Below are 17,641 nucleotides of genomic sequence, written 5' to 3' on the forward strand. Positions count from 1 at the left end.
GGCGTTAGCGTGGGACATGAAGGCCTTCTGTTCGCGTGAGCGGTTTCTTGACAACTCCACTCTCGCAACAGGAGGCCTTCGCCTGTCAGCTGCTCACGCAACAACGTCCCTGGACATCACAACTAGAGTGAGGGCATGACCGCCGCGCCCGCCCCCCTGGAGACCCGGGTTCGGCTGGCGCACGCCCGCATCACCCACCTCATGGCGGCGGCCGGTGTGCGCTCCCTCCACATCAAGGGCTATGCGATGGGGCCGGGGGTCTACGCCGGCGGGCGGACGAGCTCGGACGTGGACCTGCTGGTGCACCCGGCCGACCTCTCCCCCGCCCTGGATGCCCTCACCTCCCACGGGTGGCGTCGTGTCGCGGACTTCGCGGAGGGCTCCGTGTTCGAGCACGCGGCGACCCTCTGGCACGACCAGCTCGGCTACGTGGACGTGCACCGGCGCCTCCCCGGCCTCGGCCGCTCCCCGGTGGACGCCTTCGAGGCGCTGTGGGGGGAGCGCACCACCACGGTGGTCGCCGGGCACGCCGTTCCCGTCCCGTCCCTCCGGCACCAACGCCTGGTCGTGCTGGTCCATGGGGCGCGCGACGCCGGCCGCGGCCGCTTCGACGTGGACCACCTGCGCCACACCCTCGACACCGGCCAGTGGGCGGAGCTGCGGGTCCAGTCCCAGATCCTCGGGGCCGGGGCCGCGTGGTCGATCGCCACCGGGGAGACGGACGTCGCGGGCGTGGACGAGCGGGAGGCGCTGCTCCTGTCCGCGGTCCGCGGGGACGAGTCCGGCATCCGGCTGCTCGCCACCCGCTGGCACGCCGCGCGGGGGTGGCGGGAGCGACTCCACCTCCTGGTGCGCACCGTGCCCGTCAACCGCGCCCACCTGCAGATGCGCCTCGGACGCCCGCCCACCACGGCCGACGTCCTGCGAGAGCAGGCGTCGCGGGGCGCGGCGCTGACCCGCTGGGCCGCAGGGAAGGCGGTGCCCCGTGTCGGACGCTGAGCACCCGCCGTTCGCCCAGGCTCCCGCCGCACGCGCCTGGCGGGTCGCGCCGACGACGGCGTGGGTGCGTTCGGGCGAGCATCAGGTGATCGTGATGGACCTGGACGAGGGGCACCCCCAGGTCCTGAGCCCCACCGGGTCCGCGGTCTGGGAGCTGCTGCTCGACGGCCGCACACCCGAGGACGACCTCGCCGCGGATCCGCCGAAGCCCGTCGAGGAGGAAGCGCTGTGCGGGGCCGTCGCGGAGGCCTTCGGCGTCGACGTCGAGGTGGTCGCCGCGGACACGCGCGCGTTCCTGGGCATGCTGGCCGGGCACCGCCTCGTGGTGCCGGCCGCCCTCCCCTGAACCACGGCCGGCACCGGCCGGCTCAGTCCGCGCTGACCGGTTCCGGGGCGAAGATCGCCTGCACCACCTGGTCCGCCCACTCCAGCAGGGGCGCGTCGACGAGGTCCTGGCCCATGACCGGCTTGGTCTTGGGCCGCGGGATGAGCAGGGCGTTCAGGGCCGGCTTCAGCTGGGCGCCCTTGTACATGCGCTGGGCGCGCATCTGTCGCGACTCGGGCAGGTCCGCGGCGGGGCCGAACTTCACGTTCTGCCCCAGCAGCATGACCTCCGTGACCCCGGCCTCGCGGGCCCGGTTGCGGAACCGGGCCACGGCCACGAGCGCCTGGACGGGCTCCGGCAGGGGCCCGTAGCGGTCCTTCATCTCCTCGACCACGGCGTCCACGGCGGCGTCGTCGACGGCGGTGGCCAGGGAGCGGTACATCTCCAGGCGCAGCCGCTCCCCTGGCACGTAGTCGTGGGGCAGGTGGGCGTTCACGGGCAGCTCCACCTTGACCTCGGCGGGCGCCGTGTCCTCCTCGCCCTTGAAGTCGGCCACGGCCTCGCCCACCATCCGCAGGTACAGGTCGAAGCCGACGCCCGCGATGTGGCCGGACTGCTCGCCGCCGAGCAGGTTGCCGGCGCCGCGGATCTCGAGGTCCTTCATCGCCAGCTGGAGGCCCGCGCCGAGCTCGTTGTGCTGGGCCACGGCCTTGAGCCGCTCCATGGCCACCTCGCCGAGGGGCTTCTGGGCGTCGTACAGGAAGTAGGCGTACGCGCGGTCGCGCCCGCGGCCCACGCGGCCGCGCAGCTGGTGCAGCTGGGACAGGCCGTAGCGATGGGCGTCCTCCACGATCAGGGTGTTCGCATTGGCGATGTCCAGGCCGGTCTCGATGATCGTGGTGGACACCAGCACGTCGAACCTCTTCTCCCAGAAGTCCACCATGATCTGCTCCAGGCGGGACTCGCTCATCTTGCCGTGGGCGACGGCGATGCGCGCCTCCGGGACCAGCTGCGCCAGGCGGGAGGCCACCTTGTCGATCGTGGTGACCCGGTTGTGCACGTAGAACACCTGGCCCTCGCGCATGAGCTCGCGGCGGATCGCGGCGATCACCTGCTGGTCCGTGTACGGGCCCACGGAGGTCAGCACCGGGTGGCGCTCCTCCGGGGCCGTGGCCAGGGTGGAGGTCTCCCGGATGCCGGTCAGCGACATCTCCAGGGTGCGCGGGATCGGCGTCGCGGACATGGCGAGCACGTCCACGTTGGTGCGCATCTTCTTCAGCGCCTCCTTGTGCTCCACGCCGAAGCGCTGCTCCTCGTCCACGATCACCAGGCCGAGGTCCTTGAACTGGACCTCCTTGGACAGCAGCCGGTGGGTGCCGACGACGACGTCCACCTCGCCGGCGGCGAGCCCCTCGACGACCTCCTTGGACTCCCTGGCGGTCTGGAACCGGGACAGCGCGGCCACGGTCACGGGGAAGCCGGCGAACCGGTCCGTGAAGGTCTGGTGGTGCTGGCGGGCGAGCAGCGTCGTCGGGACGAGGACGGCCACCTGCTTGCCGTCCTGGACGGCCTTGAAGGCGGCCCGCACGGCGACCTCGGTCTTGCCGAAGCCCACGTCGCCGGAGACCAGCCGGTCCATGGGGACCGGGGACTCCATGTCCTTCTTGACCTCCTCGATGGTGGTCAGCTGGTCGGGGGTCTCGATGTACGGGAACGCCTCCTCCAGCTCCGCCTGCCAGGGGGTGTCCGGGGCGAAGGAGTGCCCGCGGGTGGTCATGCGCGCCGAGTAGAGGCGGATGAGCTCGCCGGCGATCTCGCGGGTGGCGCGCTTGGCCTTGGACTTGGTCTGCGCCCAGTCCGAGCCGCCCATCTTGGACAGCGCGGGGGCCTCGCCGCCGACGTACTGGGAGATCAGGTCCAGCTGGTCCGTGGGCACGAACAGCCGGTCCCCGGGGGCGCCGCGCTTCGAGGGGGCGTACTCCAGGACGAGGTACTCGCGGTAGGACTCCTCCTCCCCCGGCCGCTTCCGGGCGCCGCCGGTGACGGGGCGGCGCTGCAGCTCCACGAACCGGGCGATGCCGTGCTGGGAGTGCACCACGAAGTCCCCGGGCTGCAGGGCCAGCGGGTCCACGGCGTTGCGGCGCCGACGGGCGAGCTTGCCGCCCGCGGCGCGGGTGCCGGCGGTGCGGTGCCGGCCGAACAGGTCCTGCTCGGTGACGACGGCCAGCTTGGCCTCGGGGTCGGTGAACCCGGTCCCGACGGCGGCGGTCGCCACGCGCACGCGCCCGGGGGCGGGCGCCGGGTCCACGGGGCCGTCCAGGACGGAGGCGGTGAGGCCGGCGTCGGCGTGGAGCTCGGCCAGGCGGCGGGCCGAGCCCGGGCCGTCCGTCAGCAGGACCACGGACCAGCCGTCGGCGAGCCGCTCGCGGGTGAAGCGGACCATCGCCTCCATGTCCCCGCCGAACGTGGTGGGCACGCCCAGCGAGGAGCGCAGCGCGGAGGCGTCGGGGAGCAGCTCGGCGTCGGGCGAGAGGGCGGTGGTGGACCAGTGGCCCTGCCGCTCCTCGAGGACGGCCTCGCGCATCTCTGCGAGGGTGAGGAACCCGCCGGCGGCGGACTGGTCCGCCCCGAGGTCCACGGGGGCCTGCGCGCCCTGGGCGGCGCCCGCCCACGCGGCGGCGAGGAACTCCTCGTTGGTGGCCAGCAGGTCGTCCGCGCGGCTGCGGATCCGCTCCGGCTCGACGAGCAGGGTGAGGGACCCCTCCGGCAGCAGGTGGACCAGGGAGGTCATGCCGTCGGCGAGCAGCGGTGAGAGGGACTCCATGCCCTCCACGGCCTGGCCCTCGGCGATCCGCTCCAGCATGTCCGCGGCGCCGGGCAGGCGCGCCATCAGGGCGCGGGCCCGCGCCTGCACGGAGGGCGTGACCAGCAGCTCGCGGCACGGCGGGGCGTGCAGCTCGGTGGGGTGCCCGCTGCCGTCCTCGGAGGTGTCCTGCAGGGAGCGCTGGTCCGCCACGGAGAACCAGCGCATCTGTTCGACCTCGTCGCCGAAGAACTCGACGCGCACGGGGTGGTCGGCGGTGGGCGGGAAGACGTCGATCAGCCCGCCGCGCACCGCGAACTCGCCGCGGCGGGACACCATGTCCACGCGGGCGTAGGCGGCGTCGGCGAGGTCCTGGACGACGGCGTCGAAGTCGCGCTCCTGCCCGACGCGCAGGTGCACGGGGGCCAGCTCCCCCAGGCCGCGGACGAGCGGCTGGATGACGGAGCGGACGGGGGCCACCACCACGCGCAGCGGCGGCCGGCCGTCCTCCCCCGGGTGTGCCAGGCGGCGCAGCACGTCCAGGCGCGCACCCACGGTGTCCGAGCGCGGGGAGAGCCGCTCGTGCGGGAGGGTCTCCCACGAGGGGAAGAGGGCGACGGACGCGGGGTCCGCCCACGCCGCGAGGTCGCCGATCAGGTCCTCGGCCTCGCGGGCGGTGGCGGTGACCACCAGCAGGACGGCGTCCGCGCCGTGCCCGGCGGCGAGCGCGTCGGCGAGGTGCGCGAACAGGGGCGCGCGGGCGCCGTCGGGCAGGCCGATCTCCAGCTCCTGCCCGCGGGCGGGCAGGGCACGGGCGGCGGAGGCGGCGGCCGCCTCGAACGCGGGCTCGCGGGCGAGGACCGGCAGCAGCGGTGCGAGGACGGGCACGGGCACGGTGACGTCGGCGGGGCTCACGGGCGGTGGCTCCCCTCGGCGGCCGCGGGCAGCTCGGTGGCCACGATCTCGCCGATCTCCTCGAGGAAGGCGATGACCTCGTCGGCGCCGAAGACGGGTCCGCCGGCGGTCATGCCGTCCGCGCCCAGCAGCACAGCGCTGGGGAAGCCGGTGAGACCGAGGCCGCCGGCGGCGGCGCCGGCCGGGTCCTCCAGGACCAGCTCGGCCGGGATCGTGCCGTGGCGCAGCTCGCCGCCCGGGACGGTCTGCGGCATGAGCACCCGGACGCGGATCGGCCCGAGGCGCTCGACCAGCTCCGGCAGGCGGGCGATCACCGCGGAGCAGGAGCCGCACCCGACGGACAGCCGCAGGGCGACGACCGCGCCGGGGATCACGAGCTGGTGCAGGGTCACGAAGGCCCCGCCCTGCTGGACCGCGGCGACGGGGAACGGACGGCGCTCCGGCTCGTCGCCCTGCCCCTCGGCCGGGGCGGGCGCGGCCGAGCCGGGGACCCCGGCGGCGGGCACCGGGACGGCGGACGCGGCGGCGGGGACGGACTCCCGGCCCACCAGGACGGCGGCGGCGGCCAGCAGCAGGGTGACGACCACGGTCCAGGCGGTGACGTCCTCGCCGAACGCGGTCAGGGGCAGCCACTCCGTGGCGATCCCGTGCACGGCCAGGGAGGCGACGCCCTCGAACAGGGCCATGACGGCCAGCAGCAGGAACAGCACGTTGCGGACCACGGTCTGCCCGGTGATCGGCGCGGCGGAGGCCTCACCGAAGCAGCCGCAGGAGACGCCGTCGCCCGTGGCCCGGACCACGAGCACGAGGAACGCGACGAACAGCGCGACGGCGGCCAGCCCCACCAGCGGGCGCAGCACCGTGAACGGCTGGACCAGGGCCAGGGCGAGCAGCAGCTCGAGCCAGGGGAAGGCGCGGGCCAGGCGCGCGTCGTTCCACGGGGCCGGCACCTTGAGGCGGGTGAACACCGCGCCGGCGTCCTCGCGGGAGCGCAACTTCGCGGCCCCGCTGAAGAGCATGATCAGGGCCACGGCCCAGAGTGCGGACATGTCGGAGGCGCCTTTCCGGAGGGGACGTCGGGCGGGCCGGCGGCGTGCGTCACGCCCGTGGCGATGCCCGCGGGGAGCCAGGCCGGAGGCCGCCGTCCAGCATATAGGCTGAAGGCTCCACGACCTGAGGAGTCCCCATGGCATTCTCCGCCCAGCAGACCATCCCGCACCCGCCGGCCGCCGTGGCCGAGGCCCTGTTCTCCGAGGACTTCCACCGCTCCGTGGCCGAGTCCCTGGGCGGCGGCCTGGTGTCCTTCGCCCGCCAGGACCAGGCCGACGGCGGCGTCGAGCTGACCATCGTGCGCTCCGGCCCCACGGACCGCCTGCCGGACATGGTCCGCAAGGTGGTCGGCGAGAACCTCAACATCGAGCAGGTGGAGCGCTGGTCCGCCCCCGCCGCGGACGGCTCCCGCACCGGCACCACCACCATCCGCGTCCCCAAGGCCAAGGCGACCGCGGAGGGGACCCTCCGCCTCGCCGCCGCGCCCGCCGGCACCGAGTACGGCGTGAACGGCGACCTGCAGGTGAAGATCCCGCTCGTGGGCTCCAAGATGGCCCAGATGGCCGAGCCCATGGTCGGCAAGGTCGTCGCCCGCGCCGGCCGCGAGGTCTCCGCGTGGATCGACCGCGGCGGCCGGGGCTGACCCCGACCCCCTCGCCGGACGGCGCCGCGGCCGAGGAGTACGGCGTGACGGGGCTGGCCTCGCACGTCCCGTCCCAGATGACCCCGGCGATCCTCGGCGCCGCCGACCTCATCCTGGCGGCCACCGGCTGAACCGACGCCCAGACGACGACGGCGCCGCACCCGAAGCCGGGTGCGGCGCCGTCGTCGTCCGGGGAGGCCGGACCTCAGCTGTTGAAGGCCTGCTGTGCGGCCTCGAGCCCGTCCGTGACGAGCTTCTCGACCGCGTCCGCGGCCCGGTCCACGTGCAGCGGGAGCAGCTCCTGCTCCTGCTTGGTGAACGGCTTGAGCACGAAGTCCGCCACGTCCATGCGGCCCGGCGGACGGCCGATGCCCACGCGGACGCGGTGGTAGTCCTTGGTGCCCAGGGACGCGGTGATGGACTTGAGCCCGTTGTGCCCGCCCTCGCCGCCGCCGCGCTTGAGGCGCAGGGTGTCGAACGGGATGTCCAGCTCGTCGTGCACCACCACGAGGTCCTCGGGGGCGACGTCGTAGAAGTTCGTCAGGGCGGACACGGGCCGCCCGGAGGTGTTCATGTAGCCCGTGGACATCGCGAGGACCACGCGGGGCCCCCCGATGCCGAGACGGCCGGTGGCGACCACGGCGCCGGCCTTGTGGCGGGTGAACCCGACCCCCATGCGGGAGGCGAGCTCGCCCGCCACCATGTGGCCGACGTTGTGACGGGTGCGCTCGTACTCCGGCCCGGGATTGCCGAGCCCGACGATGAGCGTGGTCCCCGTCATGGCGGATCAGTCCTCGGAGCCCTCGGACTCGCCCTCGGCGGACTCCTCGGAGCCCTCCGACTCGCCCTCGCCCTCGGCACCCTCGGCCGACTCGGCGGCCTGCTCCTCCTGGACGGACTCGTCGCCGAGGTCCTGCTCCACGACCTCGGACACGGTGGCGATGACGATCTCGTCCTCGAGCTGCAGGGTCACGCCGGCGGGGACCTGCACGTCGGTGGCGTACACGTGCTGGCCGGGCTCGCGGCCCTCGACGGAGATGAGGACGTTCTCCGGCAGGTCGGTGGCCTCGGCCTCGACCGGAACGGTGGGGTAGTCCAGGACGTACTCGGCGTCCACGGCGGTGGAGAGCTCACCCTCGACGTGCACGGGCACCTCGACGACGACCTTCTCGCCGCGGCGGACCTCGATGAGGTCCAGGTGGTCCACGGTCTGGCGGATGGGGTGGCGCTGGATGTCCTTGGGCAGGACCATGTGCTCCTCGCCGGCCTCGTTCACGACGGTGAGCAGGGCGTTGGGGTTGCGGACGGCCAGGGTGGTCTCCTGGGCCGGCAGCAGCAGGTGGATCGGCTCGGCGCCGTGGCCGTAGACGACAGCGGGGATCTGGCCGGCGCGGCGGGCCTGGCGGGAGGCGCCCTTGCCGAAGTCGGTGCGGCGGGTCACCTTGAGCTTGATCTGGTCAGACATGATGCGTCCTCCTGTGGGGGTCTCGGCCGCGCAGCCGGGGGGCGGCGCGGGATGCGGCCAGGAGGGGGCTTCGGTGCCGCGGCGGGTCAGCGTGCTGACGCGCGGCGGCGGCCTCGTCGATCACGGAGCGTGCGCTCCCTCGCCTGGGCAACCCGGACAGGATAGCACCCACGCGACGGGGGCGGGTCCGAGATGCTCGGCATCTCGGGCCCGCCCCCGTGCACGTGTGAGTGAGCCGGTTCAGCTGCTCTGGCTCTGCACCTGAACCGTGCCCTCGGCGTCCGGCGTGACCGCCACGCGCCCCTGAGCGCGGGGAACGTAGGGTCCGCTCGGCCCGTTGCGGCGTTCGAAGTGGAGGGTCTTCGGCTGCTGCTGCCCGGTGGGTCCGTCCGGGTCCACAACGATCTCCCGGTATGTCCAGTAATCCAGGGGCAGGCAGCGACGATTCTCCGACAGTGAGAAGTTGTTGGCCCGCACATGGAAGGTCTCGAGGTAGAGCCGCCCGTCACTCTTGACGTTCGCCGGATCGATGGTGCCGGTGTACGTCCAGGTGTAGGGGGTGTAGATGAAACCATCGGCCTTGGTCTGCGGGGCACCCAGCTCGGGGCCTGACCACTTCGTCGAATGCCCGGTGGCCGCCTCCCAGGTGATCGGGTTCTGGGTCGCGGTATGAGTGCCACGCACCCAGTAAACGAGTTTGGCGTTGCTATAGGCGCCCTGCGGGGAGACGTCGTAGAGGTAGAGCCCCCAGGGCGCGCCATCGGGAGTGGCGCCCCCACGAGTGGGCGCCGAGTTCACCTCGAGAGAATAGCGGCAATCGCCCAGAGCAGTCGGCGAGTTCAGCACCCAGCCGTTGATACCGGGATCCTTGCGCAGTGAAATGGCGAAGGACGGTGCCGCCGAGACCATGGCGACGGCGGGGACAGACCAGGCCAGACCGGTGGCGACGGCGCGCCGACTCGGGCCTGACGCGGTGGTGTGAGCAGAACGAGCGTTCATGACGGGGCCTTTCGGGGGGGGCGATGTATGCCAGATGTATTGTCTCTGAGCAGACGCGATTTCTGCAAGAGTATCAGCGTGTGCCACCCGTCGTTTCTGACAGATGGTCTCGCAGGCGTTCGCGTTGGTCCGGGGCGGTGTAGCCGACGGCGGCCAGGGGCCCGAGGTCCAGCGCACTGTTGGTCGGGCGAGGGGCCACGCCCGTCTTGCCTGCCATGTAGGCCTCGGTGGTGGTGGCGGAGACGCGCTGCGGGTCGTGGCCGGTGTCCTCGAAGACCCAGCGGGCGACGTCGTGCCAGGTGACCACGTCGCCGCTGTTGGTCATGTGGAACGTGCCCGTGGGCGCGTCCGTGGCGACCAGGTGCAGCAAGGCGTCGGCGAGGTCGTCGGCGAAGGTGAGGCGGCCGTGCTGGTTGGCGACGACGGCCGGGTCGATCCCGCGCTCGGCGAGGGAGGCCATGGTGGCCACGAAGTTCTTCCCCTCCCCGATCACCCAGGAGGTGCGCACGATCCAGTGCCGCGGCACGGTGCGCACGGCGGTCTCGCCGGCGGCCTTCGACTGGCCGTAGACGCCCAGCGGCGCGAGCGGGTGGTCCACCGGGTGCTCCTGCCCCACGGGGAGGGTGCCGTCGAACACGTAGTCCGTGGAGACGTGCGCCAGGGGGACACCGGCCTCGGTGCAGCGGCGGGCGAGCTCGGCGACGGCGGTCGCGTTGACGGCCCACGCCTGGGCCCGGCCCTCGGGCGTCTCGGCGGCGTCCACGGCGGTCATGGCAGACGCGTTGACCACGGCGCGCAGGCCGCGGAAGTGCTCGCGCGGCCACGAGGCCGGATCGGTCATGTCCCACGTGTCCCGGCCGTGGGCCTCCACGGGGATCCCGGCGGCCTCGGCGCGGGCCACGAGGGCGCGGCCGAGCTGGCCACCGGCGCCGAGCACGAGGATCGGGGCGGGCGGCATGGGGGTGACGTCCGCGAGCATCGGGTGGGCGCGGTCCTTGGCCGAGAGCTCGGCGTCCTCGAGCGGGATGGGCCAGGCGATGGCCGCCGTCGGGTCCGCGAGGTTGAGGAACGTGTACTGGCCCTGCGCGTCGGCGGACCAGTGGTCGTTCACCAGGTAGGTGTAGGCGGTGTCCGGCTCGAGCGTCTGGTAGGAGTTGCCCACCCCGCGCGGCACGAAGACGGCCTTCTCCGGGCCGAGCTCCACGGTGGCGACGGCGCCGAAGGACGGCCCCTCCCGCAGGTCCACCCAGGCGCCGAAGATCCGGCCGTGGGCGACGGCCACGTACTTGTCCCACGGTTCGGCGTGGATGCCGCGGGTGGTGCCGACGGCGTCGTTGAAGGAGATGTTGTTCTGCACCGGGGCGAGCGAGGCCAGCCGGGGGTGCTCGGCGGCGAGGGCACTAATCTTCTCCCGCTGCCAGTTCTCCTTGAACCAGCCGCGGTTGTCCCCGTGGACGTCGAGGTCGAGGACGAGCAGGCCGGGGATGGCGGTCTCGGTGATGCGCATCAGCGGTGCCTCCTCACTGGCCCTGGGCGCAGTACTTCGCTTCGACGGCGGCCTTGGCCGGACGCCACCAGGCCTCGTTCTCGCGATACCAGCGGACCGTGTCCGCCAGACCGGCGCGGATGTCCGTGAACTGCGGCTCCCAGTCGAGCTCGGTGCGCAGGGCGGTGTTGTCGATCGCGTAGCGCAGGTCGTGGCCGGGGCGGTCGGCGACGAGGTCGTAGTCGTCTGCGGGGCGGTCGAAGAGCTCGAGGAGGATCTCCACGATCTCCCTGTTGTTCCTCTCGCCGTCCGAGCCGATCAGGTACGTGCGGCCGATCTCGCCGCGTTCGAGGATGCGCAGCACGGCGGAGGAGTGGTCCTCCGTGTGGATCCAGTCCCGGACGTTGACGCCCTGGCCGTAGAGGCGGGGGCGGACGCCGTCGATCAGGTTGGTGATCTGGCGCGGGATGAACTTCTCGATGTGCTGGTACGGGCCGTAGTTGTTGGAGCAGTTGCTCAGCGTGGCCTGCACGCCGAAGGAGCGCACCCACGCGCGCACCAGGTGGTCCGAGCCGGCCTTCGAGGCCGAGTAGGGACTGGAGGGGTTGTACGGGGTGGTCTCGGTGAACTTCGCCGGGTCGTCGAGCTCGAGGTCGCCGTAGACCTCGTCCGTGGAGACGTGGTGAAAGCGCTTGCCGTGCTTGCGGACCGCCTCGAGGAGGACGAAGGTTCCGACGATGTTCGTCTGGATGAACGGGGAGGAATCGTTCAGCGAATTGTCGTTGTGGGACTCCGCCGCGTAGTGCACGACGGCGTCCGACTCGGCGACCAGGCGGTCCACCAGGGCCACGTCGCAGATGTCCCCCACCTCGAGAGTGACGCGGTCCTCGGGCAGGCCGGCGAGGTTGTCCCGATTGCCGGCGTAGGTCAGCTTGTCCAGGACGACGACGTCGTGCCCGGTCTCGCGGACGACGTGGTGGACGAAGTTCGAGCCGATGAACCCGGCGCCGCCGGTGACGAGGAGGTGCATGAGGCTGAGTCTAAGTGGCGGAAGGCAGACTCTCGCTCGCTTGAGCACATCAAATCTCAATTTAAAACGCGCCAAATCTCACTTTAAAAATTTGCACCACACCTGAAAAAGACTTTGAAACAATTCGTGCACATCCTTTGTGGACAGTCGGAATTGGATGCAATATTCGCGGACTTGACCCTAACGCGACCTCCGTTGAAATCCTACCCAGGATTCTTGACAGAGTCTTCAACTTCAGTATTTTTGTCCCCAGCTCGATGGTACTAAGCACGGCGTCTCGAGTGTCCGAACTTCTGCAAATAGGCATCCTAAATTGCTAAAATTTGAGACTCTTTATCAACCAATTTTCATACGCCTGAAACTATGCGCCACTCAGTTCGCCCGCACGGCGACTAAAGCGAATCCCCCACGAACACTCCGTTCCGCCCTAGCGGTTGCCTCCCGCCTCCCTCCATGGGATAATGTCACCATGCTCCTTGATCCCGCCAAGAAGCTGGCCCAGGATGTGAAGCATGCATTGGCCCAGCGTCCCACTCCAGGGAATCGGTTAGCCCTACGCCTTGCGGACGATATTTTGTTTCGAGTATCGCCACATGAGTTTGATTCACTGCGGTATCCCTTGCATAGATTCCTGCGATTCAGTGATCCCATCGGTCCCACATGCGCGCCAGTCGAGCGAATTTTTACTTTCTGGACGGGGAGCAATCCGATGCCCGAGGTTCGGAAACGGAATCTAGATCGCCTAGAGGATATTTCCGAAATACCCGTTATCCGGGTGACCTCAGAGAATCTCCCTGAGTGGCTCGTGCCCGACCACCCATTGCACCCGGCATACGAGTTCTTATCACTAACACACCGCTCAGACTACCTCCGGGCGTACGTCCTTCATCATCACGGCGGCGGCTACTCGGATATCAAGGCACCGAGGGGAAGCTGGCGCGAGGCGTTCACTGAGCTCCGCTCACGTAGCAACGCATGGATGGTCGGATACCCAGAAGACTCCCCCCTCCGCCTGCCAGCTCTCGGTGGAAATCTTGAGCTTGACCTGCGGCGTCGGTTTCGACACCTCGTGGGATCAGGTGCCATGATCATGCGCCCGAGGACGCCGATCACCGGGGAATGGCTTGCGGAAGTGGAGCGACGTCTTGACTACTTCTTGCCGCTGTTGAAGCGCACTCCGGGTGGAATCAGGGACGAGTCACCGGATTACGCAGTTGGGTGGACACAGTTGCTTGCGGACATCATGTACCCACTCTCTTTGAAGTACAGCGATCGTATTATTCGAGATGCCCGACTATACCCGTCGTCAGAAGATTACAGATAGCGGAAACATCGATCAAGTGATCCAATCTCGGCATCGGGAACTCAAGGCGGCCCTACCATTTTATCCTCATATGGAACTGCATCAATAAAATGACTAGACCGCTCATACGTCAGGCAATTGACTGACTCTGCTTTGCCGCTAGTCCCCGACGTCCTGTGTGGGCCTGCATGAATTCAGCGCCAGCCTCGAGTGAGGCGTCAACCGCACTTCCACGCCCGACGTTGCATTCCATCGCCAATTTGACGCCACGTCTCCTCGTATGTGAAGCGATCGGAGACGAGTGCGGCCGCGTTCTGGCCGAGCTGACGAGACCCCGCTCAGGGCCCGCGGCCAGGGACGTCCGCGCATCTCGCCATCCGGCGACGTCGCCCGGCTGAACGAACACGGCCGTTTAGTCCGGGCAGTTTTCCCGCATGGCGGGAGTGTCTGTGGGAACGAGACAGGCGCCGGTGCCTGCAGCCTCCAGCGCCACCGTCTGACCGGTGGGGTAGGCAAGGGCATGGATCGGGACGGTGACCACTGAGGCCGTGTCCACGAGCCGTCGGTACTCTGTGAAGGGGACCCGTCCGTGGAACGTCACCTCGGGGGGAACGTCTCATGCTGAACGTGCGCCTCGCCGGTGTACAGATCGAGCGCGAGGCCGGATCCGCGCATCGCCAAGATGAGCGTGCCGAAGTCCCTCCGTCGGTCTGCCCCCACGGCGACGATCCCACTTCGGTGGTCCTCATCGGAAGGTGGGAACTGTCCGGGGTCGTAGCCGAACGTCACGGCCTCGACGCGCGCCCGCTCGAATCCAGCCTCCACCAGGATCTCCACCTGATTGCGTGAGAAGACAAGGATGAGATCGACTCCGCTGTAGCGCTCGATGGCTGCGTTCCGTTCGACGGGCGGCATCGACAGGATCTCGTCCGCGAGCCAGCAGGCGATCATCACGAGGGGCCGGCCGGCGTAGGGCCACAGGCCCCTCCGCTTCGCCCACGATTCTGAAAGCGCCTCCCGCACGAGGAACGCCAGGACGAAATCGGCGCGGCTCGCCTTCCATGCGGACCGCACGGTTTTGTCGATGGGCAGGCTGGAGCGGTGCTCCATGACATCGCGGAGCTTCCTGTGCACACGGTTCGAGGCCGAGACGACCTCAGCGAGGTCGTAGCCGAAGCGGGCGAGCCGGTCGACGCCGTAGGGGCCATCGGCGGCCCGACCGGAGGTGAGGACGAGGCAGCGCGTGTTCACGGGGTCCTTTCAGAGCCACAAGGCCAGGCCTGCTGTTGGGGTCGAGGGCACGGGCTGACCGGCCCGGACTCTACCCGCGCCAACCACAGGTCGAAGGCCGCTCAACCCATAGACTCGAGCCGTCGAGAGTCTCGCCCTTCAAGGAGGCGCCCACCGTGGCCTTGCGCATCGGGGTGTACAGCCCGTGGAACACCGCCGACCCGTCAGCATGGTCGGGCGTTGTGCTGCCCATGACCCAGGCGCTGGCGGACGTCGTCGAGGTCGAGGTCATACCTCCCGTGGACGTCCGGGACGCCCTGACTGAACGCCTGCGCGCCCGATTGCGTGGAATGCGAGGCGGCCGGAGTCTGCCTACCCACACGCTGGCCTCCTCCCGCCGCCGCAGCGCCGCGCTGGCCAGCCGCCTGGCCGAGCGCACAGGTCCCCCCTTGGATGCGCTGGTGGCGATCGCGGCTTCCACCGATGTCCTCGCTCTGCCGAATGACCTGCCGCTCATCCAGGTCACTGATGCGACCTTCCCCGCCATCACCGGCTTCTACCCGATCGCAACAGGACTGGGCGCTCGCAACGAGGGTCAAGGACGCGCCGTCGAACGGGCCGGGGCCGCCGTGACCGCGCAGTATGTGGTGGCATCAGATTGGGCGGCGCGCAGTCTGATCCACGATGTTGACGTCTCCCCGAGTCGGGTGACCGTCGCCCCCTTCGGGCCGGGCACTCCCGTCATGGACGAGCCAGTGGCGCGTAAACTGGATGGGCCCCTGCGGGTGCTCGCGGTGATGGCAGACTGGGACCGCAAGCGCGGAGACGACGTGATCTCGGCCGTGAAGCTGGCACGCGCGAAACGCCCGATCGAGCTGACGGTTGTGGGCCACAGTCCTGACGATCTGCCCTCCTGGGTCAGGCGTGAAGGTGTCGTCCCCCGGCACCGCCTGGCCGAGCTGTATGCGGAGCACCACGTCCTCGTTGATCTCGCCTCGGCGAATGCCGCTGGAGTAGTGATGACTGATGCCCTGATTTCCGGGCTGCCCGTGGTGGCCACGCGCGTGGGTGGGGCGGAGACAATCGTGCAGGACGGCGTCACCGGGTGGCTCGTTGACGCCTCGGACGCGATCGCCACAACAGCCCGCGTCCTCGCTGATCTCGACGGCGGCACGGTGAGCGCCGCCTCAACAGCAGCGCTGGACGACGCGGCGCAGCGTCTAACCTGGACGGTCTGGGCGTCGAGCGTCGTGGACGCCATCAAGGTCGCTATTCAAACCGCTCAGAGGGCAGCGTCGACGCAACGTAACCTCGTTATGGTGACCCCTGTACTGCCGTCAGCTACGCATCAAGAGGCTGCTGGGGAGAAACTCGTCCGCGAGGTCGTGGAGGCCTTGGCCGGGCGGTTCCGCATAACTCTACTCTCGAATGACAGCCCAATGAATCGCAGGGCCGCAGAACGGGGCGGGCTTCCCCCCCACCAGATGGTGACGCGTGGACCGCATCCGCTGGACAGGGTCAGAAATCGGCTCGGGCTCGGCACCGCTTTGACATCGGGTGATCTGTCATCGCTCGCCCCACTCATTTCCAATGCGGATATCGTCGATCTACAGTGGCAGGAACAGGGTCTACTCATTCCAGCGGTGCGAAAGCTAGCCCCCGACGCCCGAATCGTCGTGACGCTTCACGATGTGCTCTCCCAGCGGTTCAGCCGCCATCGAGACATGCAACCACACCCCATCCGCAAGACCGTCTGGGAAATTCGGCGCCGCGTTGCCCTAAAACTCGAAAGCCGGATCGTCCACCAAGCTGACGACGTGATCGTACTGAGTCAGAAGGACGCCGATCTACTGCCCGCGGGAGGCATGGCGCGAGTGCACGTTGTACCGCCTGCGATCCCCGGCCAACTCAGACGGGAACGCGGGGCCCTCGAAAGGCGCGCCGACCCGCATCTGCTGTTCGTCGGCTTCATGGCACGATGGGCCAACGAAGAGGGTATCCGATGGTTCGCGTCCGACGTGTTGCCGCTGATCCGTGCACACGTGCCCGGCGTCCACGTGTCCGTCGTTGGTGGCGGCTTGCGGGATCCCATGGTCGAGGCTCTCACCACGGCTGGCGTCGACGTCCTAGGCTTCGTTGACGACCTCGAGCAAATGTACGACGAGGCCGATGCTGTTGTCGTTCCTCTGCTTACGGGAGCAGGAGTCAAATTCAAGGTGGTCGAAGCACTCGTTCGCGGCATTCCAGTAGTCACCACAGCCGTCGGGAGTGAGGGCATTATCCCGTCCGACGCAGCACATGTCGGCAACTCGGCAGAAGAGTTCGCGGCCGAGGTTGTAACGATATTGCGTGACCCGTCTGCCGCGGAAGCCCATGCGCGTGCTGCCGCACCGCAGGTCGCTGATGTCTTCGGCGCAGACCGCTTTCGGGCCCGCCTTCAGGAGATCTACCGATGAGTCCCTCCGTGAGCGTCATCATCCCCTGTTACAACGGGGCGGACCACGTTCTGAGCCAGATCAAGGCGGTGACCGTGCAGCTGAGTCCGGCCGACGAGGTCATCGTGGTGGACAACCGCTCGACCGATGGGACGCGTAATGTGCTCGAATCGGCAGCCGCCGCCGATCCACGCATCAGGGTCGTCCCCGCGATGGGCAAAGCCGGGGCGAACTATGCGCGCAACATGGGGATCGCAGCCGCGTCCGGTGACCTGTTGCTCTTCTGCGATGCGGACGATGTGGTGTCGTCAGGGTGGGTCGACGCATTCAGCCGCGCGCTCGCGGACCACGGTGTCGCCGGAGGACGGGCGACCCCGGTGGACGAGGCAGGCCGGCCCGTCGGCCCAGACCTCGAGCTGCATGAGATCTTCGGTGGGCCGCCTTACCCGATCGGCGCCAACATGGCGATTAGGCGCAGTGTGGTCGCCGCCGTCGGTGGGTTCGACGAATCCTTCATCGGAGGCCATGACGAGGTTGACTTCGCGTGGCGCGCCTCAGCGGCCGGCTGGCCGACGGTGTTCGCCCACGACGCGCATATCGAGTACCTACAGCGTCCGACCGTTAAGGCGGCCGTGCGCCAGCGACGCTCCTACGCTCGGACCGCTGTGCAGCTGTGGGCCCGGCACCCGGAGACCGTGGACCCCCACGGTGTGAGCTTCACGGGCGCCGTGCAGAACCTCGCGAAGAATGCCCCGCGCGGCTTCAAGGTCACGCTGGGTCGAGGGTCCTTCGATGACGCGGCCGCCTGGGGATGGAACCTCGGACTGGTGGAGGGCCACCTTCGCTACCGCATCCTGGGTTCGCCTCCCGCACGCTCCATCCCGACTCCCGGGCAGGGCTGACTTGCTGACGGATGGGCCGTCTGACGATTGCACACACCCACCCCATAGACTCGGCT

15 protein-coding genes are annotated in these 17,641 nt (G+C 69.6%); 7 read left to right on the plus strand and 8 right to left on the minus strand.

The window, feature by feature from the left end:
- Window positions 1–135 precede the first annotated feature (135 nt).
- Window positions 136–999: a nucleotidyltransferase family protein gene (locus MHY29_RS01555; RefSeq protein ID WP_239238022.1), complete on the plus strand. Its 864-nt coding sequence runs from the start codon at window positions 136–138 to the stop codon at window positions 997–999.
- Complete coding sequence (locus MHY29_RS01560; RefSeq protein ID WP_239238023.1) at window positions 986–1,345, plus strand: PqqD family protein; 360 nt, start codon at window positions 986–988, stop codon at window positions 1,343–1,345. The genes MHY29_RS01555 and MHY29_RS01560 overlap by 14 nt, the downstream gene beginning before the upstream one ends.
- Window positions 1,346–1,367: 22 nt before the next feature.
- On the opposite strand, the gene mfd is transcribed toward MHY29_RS01560, so the two are convergent.
- A complete protein-coding gene (gene mfd, locus MHY29_RS01565; protein ID WP_239238024.1) occupies window positions 1,368–5,042 on the minus strand; it encodes a transcription-repair coupling factor in 3,675 nt (1,224 codons plus the stop codon).
- Window positions 5,039–6,091, minus strand: coding sequence for a MauE/DoxX family redox-associated membrane protein (locus MHY29_RS01570; RefSeq protein WP_239238025.1), 1,053 nt, complete (start codon window positions 6,089–6,091; stop codon window positions 5,039–5,041). The genes mfd and MHY29_RS01570 overlap by 4 nt, the downstream gene beginning before the upstream one ends.
- A 137-nt stretch (window positions 6,092–6,228) precedes the next feature.
- Between MHY29_RS01570 and MHY29_RS01575 the strand changes: the two genes are divergently transcribed.
- Window positions 6,229–6,735: a DUF2505 domain-containing protein gene (locus tag MHY29_RS01575; protein WP_224355452.1), complete on the plus strand. Its 507-nt coding sequence runs from the start codon at window positions 6,229–6,231 to the stop codon at window positions 6,733–6,735.
- Window positions 6,708–6,866, plus strand: coding sequence for a hypothetical protein (locus tag MHY29_RS01580; protein WP_239238026.1), 159 nt, complete (start codon window positions 6,708–6,710; stop codon window positions 6,864–6,866). The genes MHY29_RS01575 and MHY29_RS01580 overlap by 28 nt, the downstream gene beginning before the upstream one ends.
- A 74-nt stretch (window positions 6,867–6,940) precedes the next feature.
- On the opposite strand, the gene pth is transcribed toward MHY29_RS01580, so the two are convergent.
- The 5 genes from pth to rfbB form a co-directional block, all read right to left on the minus strand.
- A complete protein-coding gene (gene pth / locus MHY29_RS01585; protein ID WP_239238027.1) occupies window positions 6,941–7,516 on the minus strand; it encodes an aminoacyl-tRNA hydrolase in 576 nt (191 codons plus the stop codon).
- A gap of 6 nt (window positions 7,517–7,522) precedes the next feature.
- Window positions 7,523–8,200 (minus strand): 50S ribosomal protein L25/general stress protein Ctc, encoded by a 678-nt coding sequence (locus tag MHY29_RS01590; RefSeq protein ID WP_239238028.1) that lies wholly within the window; start codon window positions 8,198–8,200, stop codon window positions 7,523–7,525.
- Between the two features lie 240 nt (window positions 8,201–8,440).
- On the minus strand, window positions 8,441–9,199 hold the full coding sequence (locus MHY29_RS01595; RefSeq protein ID WP_239238029.1) for a hypothetical protein: 759 nt from the start codon (window positions 9,197–9,199) through the stop codon (window positions 8,441–8,443).
- Between the two features lie 73 nt (window positions 9,200–9,272).
- Window positions 9,273–10,706 (minus strand): bifunctional dTDP-4-dehydrorhamnose 3,5-epimerase family protein/NAD(P)-dependent oxidoreductase, encoded by a 1,434-nt coding sequence (locus tag MHY29_RS01600; RefSeq protein ID WP_239238030.1) that lies wholly within the window; start codon window positions 10,704–10,706, stop codon window positions 9,273–9,275.
- A 13-nt stretch (window positions 10,707–10,719) separates the two neighbouring features.
- Complete coding sequence (gene rfbB, locus MHY29_RS01605) at window positions 10,720–11,715, minus strand: dTDP-glucose 4,6-dehydratase (RefSeq protein WP_239238031.1); 996 nt, start codon at window positions 11,713–11,715, stop codon at window positions 10,720–10,722.
- A 469-nt stretch (window positions 11,716–12,184) separates the two neighbouring features.
- On the opposite strand from rfbB, the gene MHY29_RS12435 reads away from it, so the two are divergent.
- Window positions 12,185–13,039: a capsular polysaccharide synthesis protein gene (locus MHY29_RS12435; RefSeq protein WP_370643421.1), complete on the plus strand. Its 855-nt coding sequence runs from the start codon at window positions 12,185–12,187 to the stop codon at window positions 13,037–13,039.
- Between the two features lie 576 nt (window positions 13,040–13,615).
- On the opposite strand, the gene MHY29_RS01610 is transcribed toward MHY29_RS12435, so the two are convergent.
- On the minus strand, window positions 13,616–14,269 hold the full coding sequence (locus MHY29_RS01610) for a hypothetical protein (protein WP_239238032.1): 654 nt from the start codon (window positions 14,267–14,269) through the stop codon (window positions 13,616–13,618).
- A 155-nt stretch (window positions 14,270–14,424) separates the two neighbouring features.
- Here MHY29_RS01610 and MHY29_RS01615 point away from each other — a divergent pair, with 155 nt between their 5' ends.
- Window positions 14,425–16,704: a glycosyltransferase gene (locus MHY29_RS01615; RefSeq protein ID WP_239238033.1), complete on the plus strand. Its 2,280-nt coding sequence runs from the start codon at window positions 14,425–14,427 to the stop codon at window positions 16,702–16,704.
- An 8-nt stretch (window positions 16,705–16,712) separates the two neighbouring features.
- Complete coding sequence (locus tag MHY29_RS01620) at window positions 16,713–17,585, plus strand: glycosyltransferase family A protein (RefSeq protein WP_239238034.1); 873 nt, start codon at window positions 16,713–16,715, stop codon at window positions 17,583–17,585.
- Window positions 17,586–17,641: the final 56 nt, after the last annotated feature.

Source organism: Micrococcus sp. ACRRV (assembly GCF_022346985.1).
Taxonomy (GTDB): Bacteria; Actinomycetota; Actinomycetes; order Actinomycetales; family Micrococcaceae; genus Micrococcus; species Micrococcus porci.

Bases quoted from the DNA above. Each gene is read 5' to 3' on its own strand.
- MHY29_RS01600 (WP_239238030.1), bottom strand. From the start codon at position 10,706: ATGCGCATCACCGAGACCGCCATCCCCGGCCTGCTCGTCCTCGACCTC.
- MHY29_RS01590 (WP_239238028.1), bottom strand. From the start codon at position 8,200: ATGTCTGACCAGATCAAGCTCAAGGTGACCCGCCGCACCGACTTCGGC.
- MHY29_RS01555 (WP_239238022.1), top strand. From the start codon at position 136: ATGACCGCCGCGCCCGCCCCCCTGGAGACCCGGGTTCGGCTGGCGCAC.
- MHY29_RS01570 (WP_239238025.1), bottom strand. From the start codon at position 6,091: ATGTCCGCACTCTGGGCCGTGGCCCTGATCATGCTCTTCAGCGGGGCC.
- MHY29_RS12435 (WP_370643421.1), top strand. From the start codon at position 12,185: ATGCTCCTTGATCCCGCCAAGAAGCTGGCCCAGGATGTGAAGCATGCA.
- MHY29_RS01575 (WP_224355452.1), top strand. From the start codon at position 6,229: ATGGCATTCTCCGCCCAGCAGACCATCCCGCACCCGCCGGCCGCCGTG.
- rfbB (WP_239238031.1), bottom strand. From the start codon at position 11,715: ATGCACCTCCTCGTCACCGGCGGCGCCGGGTTCATCGGCTCGAACTTC.
- MHY29_RS01595 (WP_239238029.1), bottom strand. From the start codon at position 9,199: ATGAACGCTCGTTCTGCTCACACCACCGCGTCAGGCCCGAGTCGGCGC.
- pth (WP_239238027.1), bottom strand. From the start codon at position 7,516: ATGACGGGGACCACGCTCATCGTCGGGCTCGGCAATCCCGGGCCGGAG.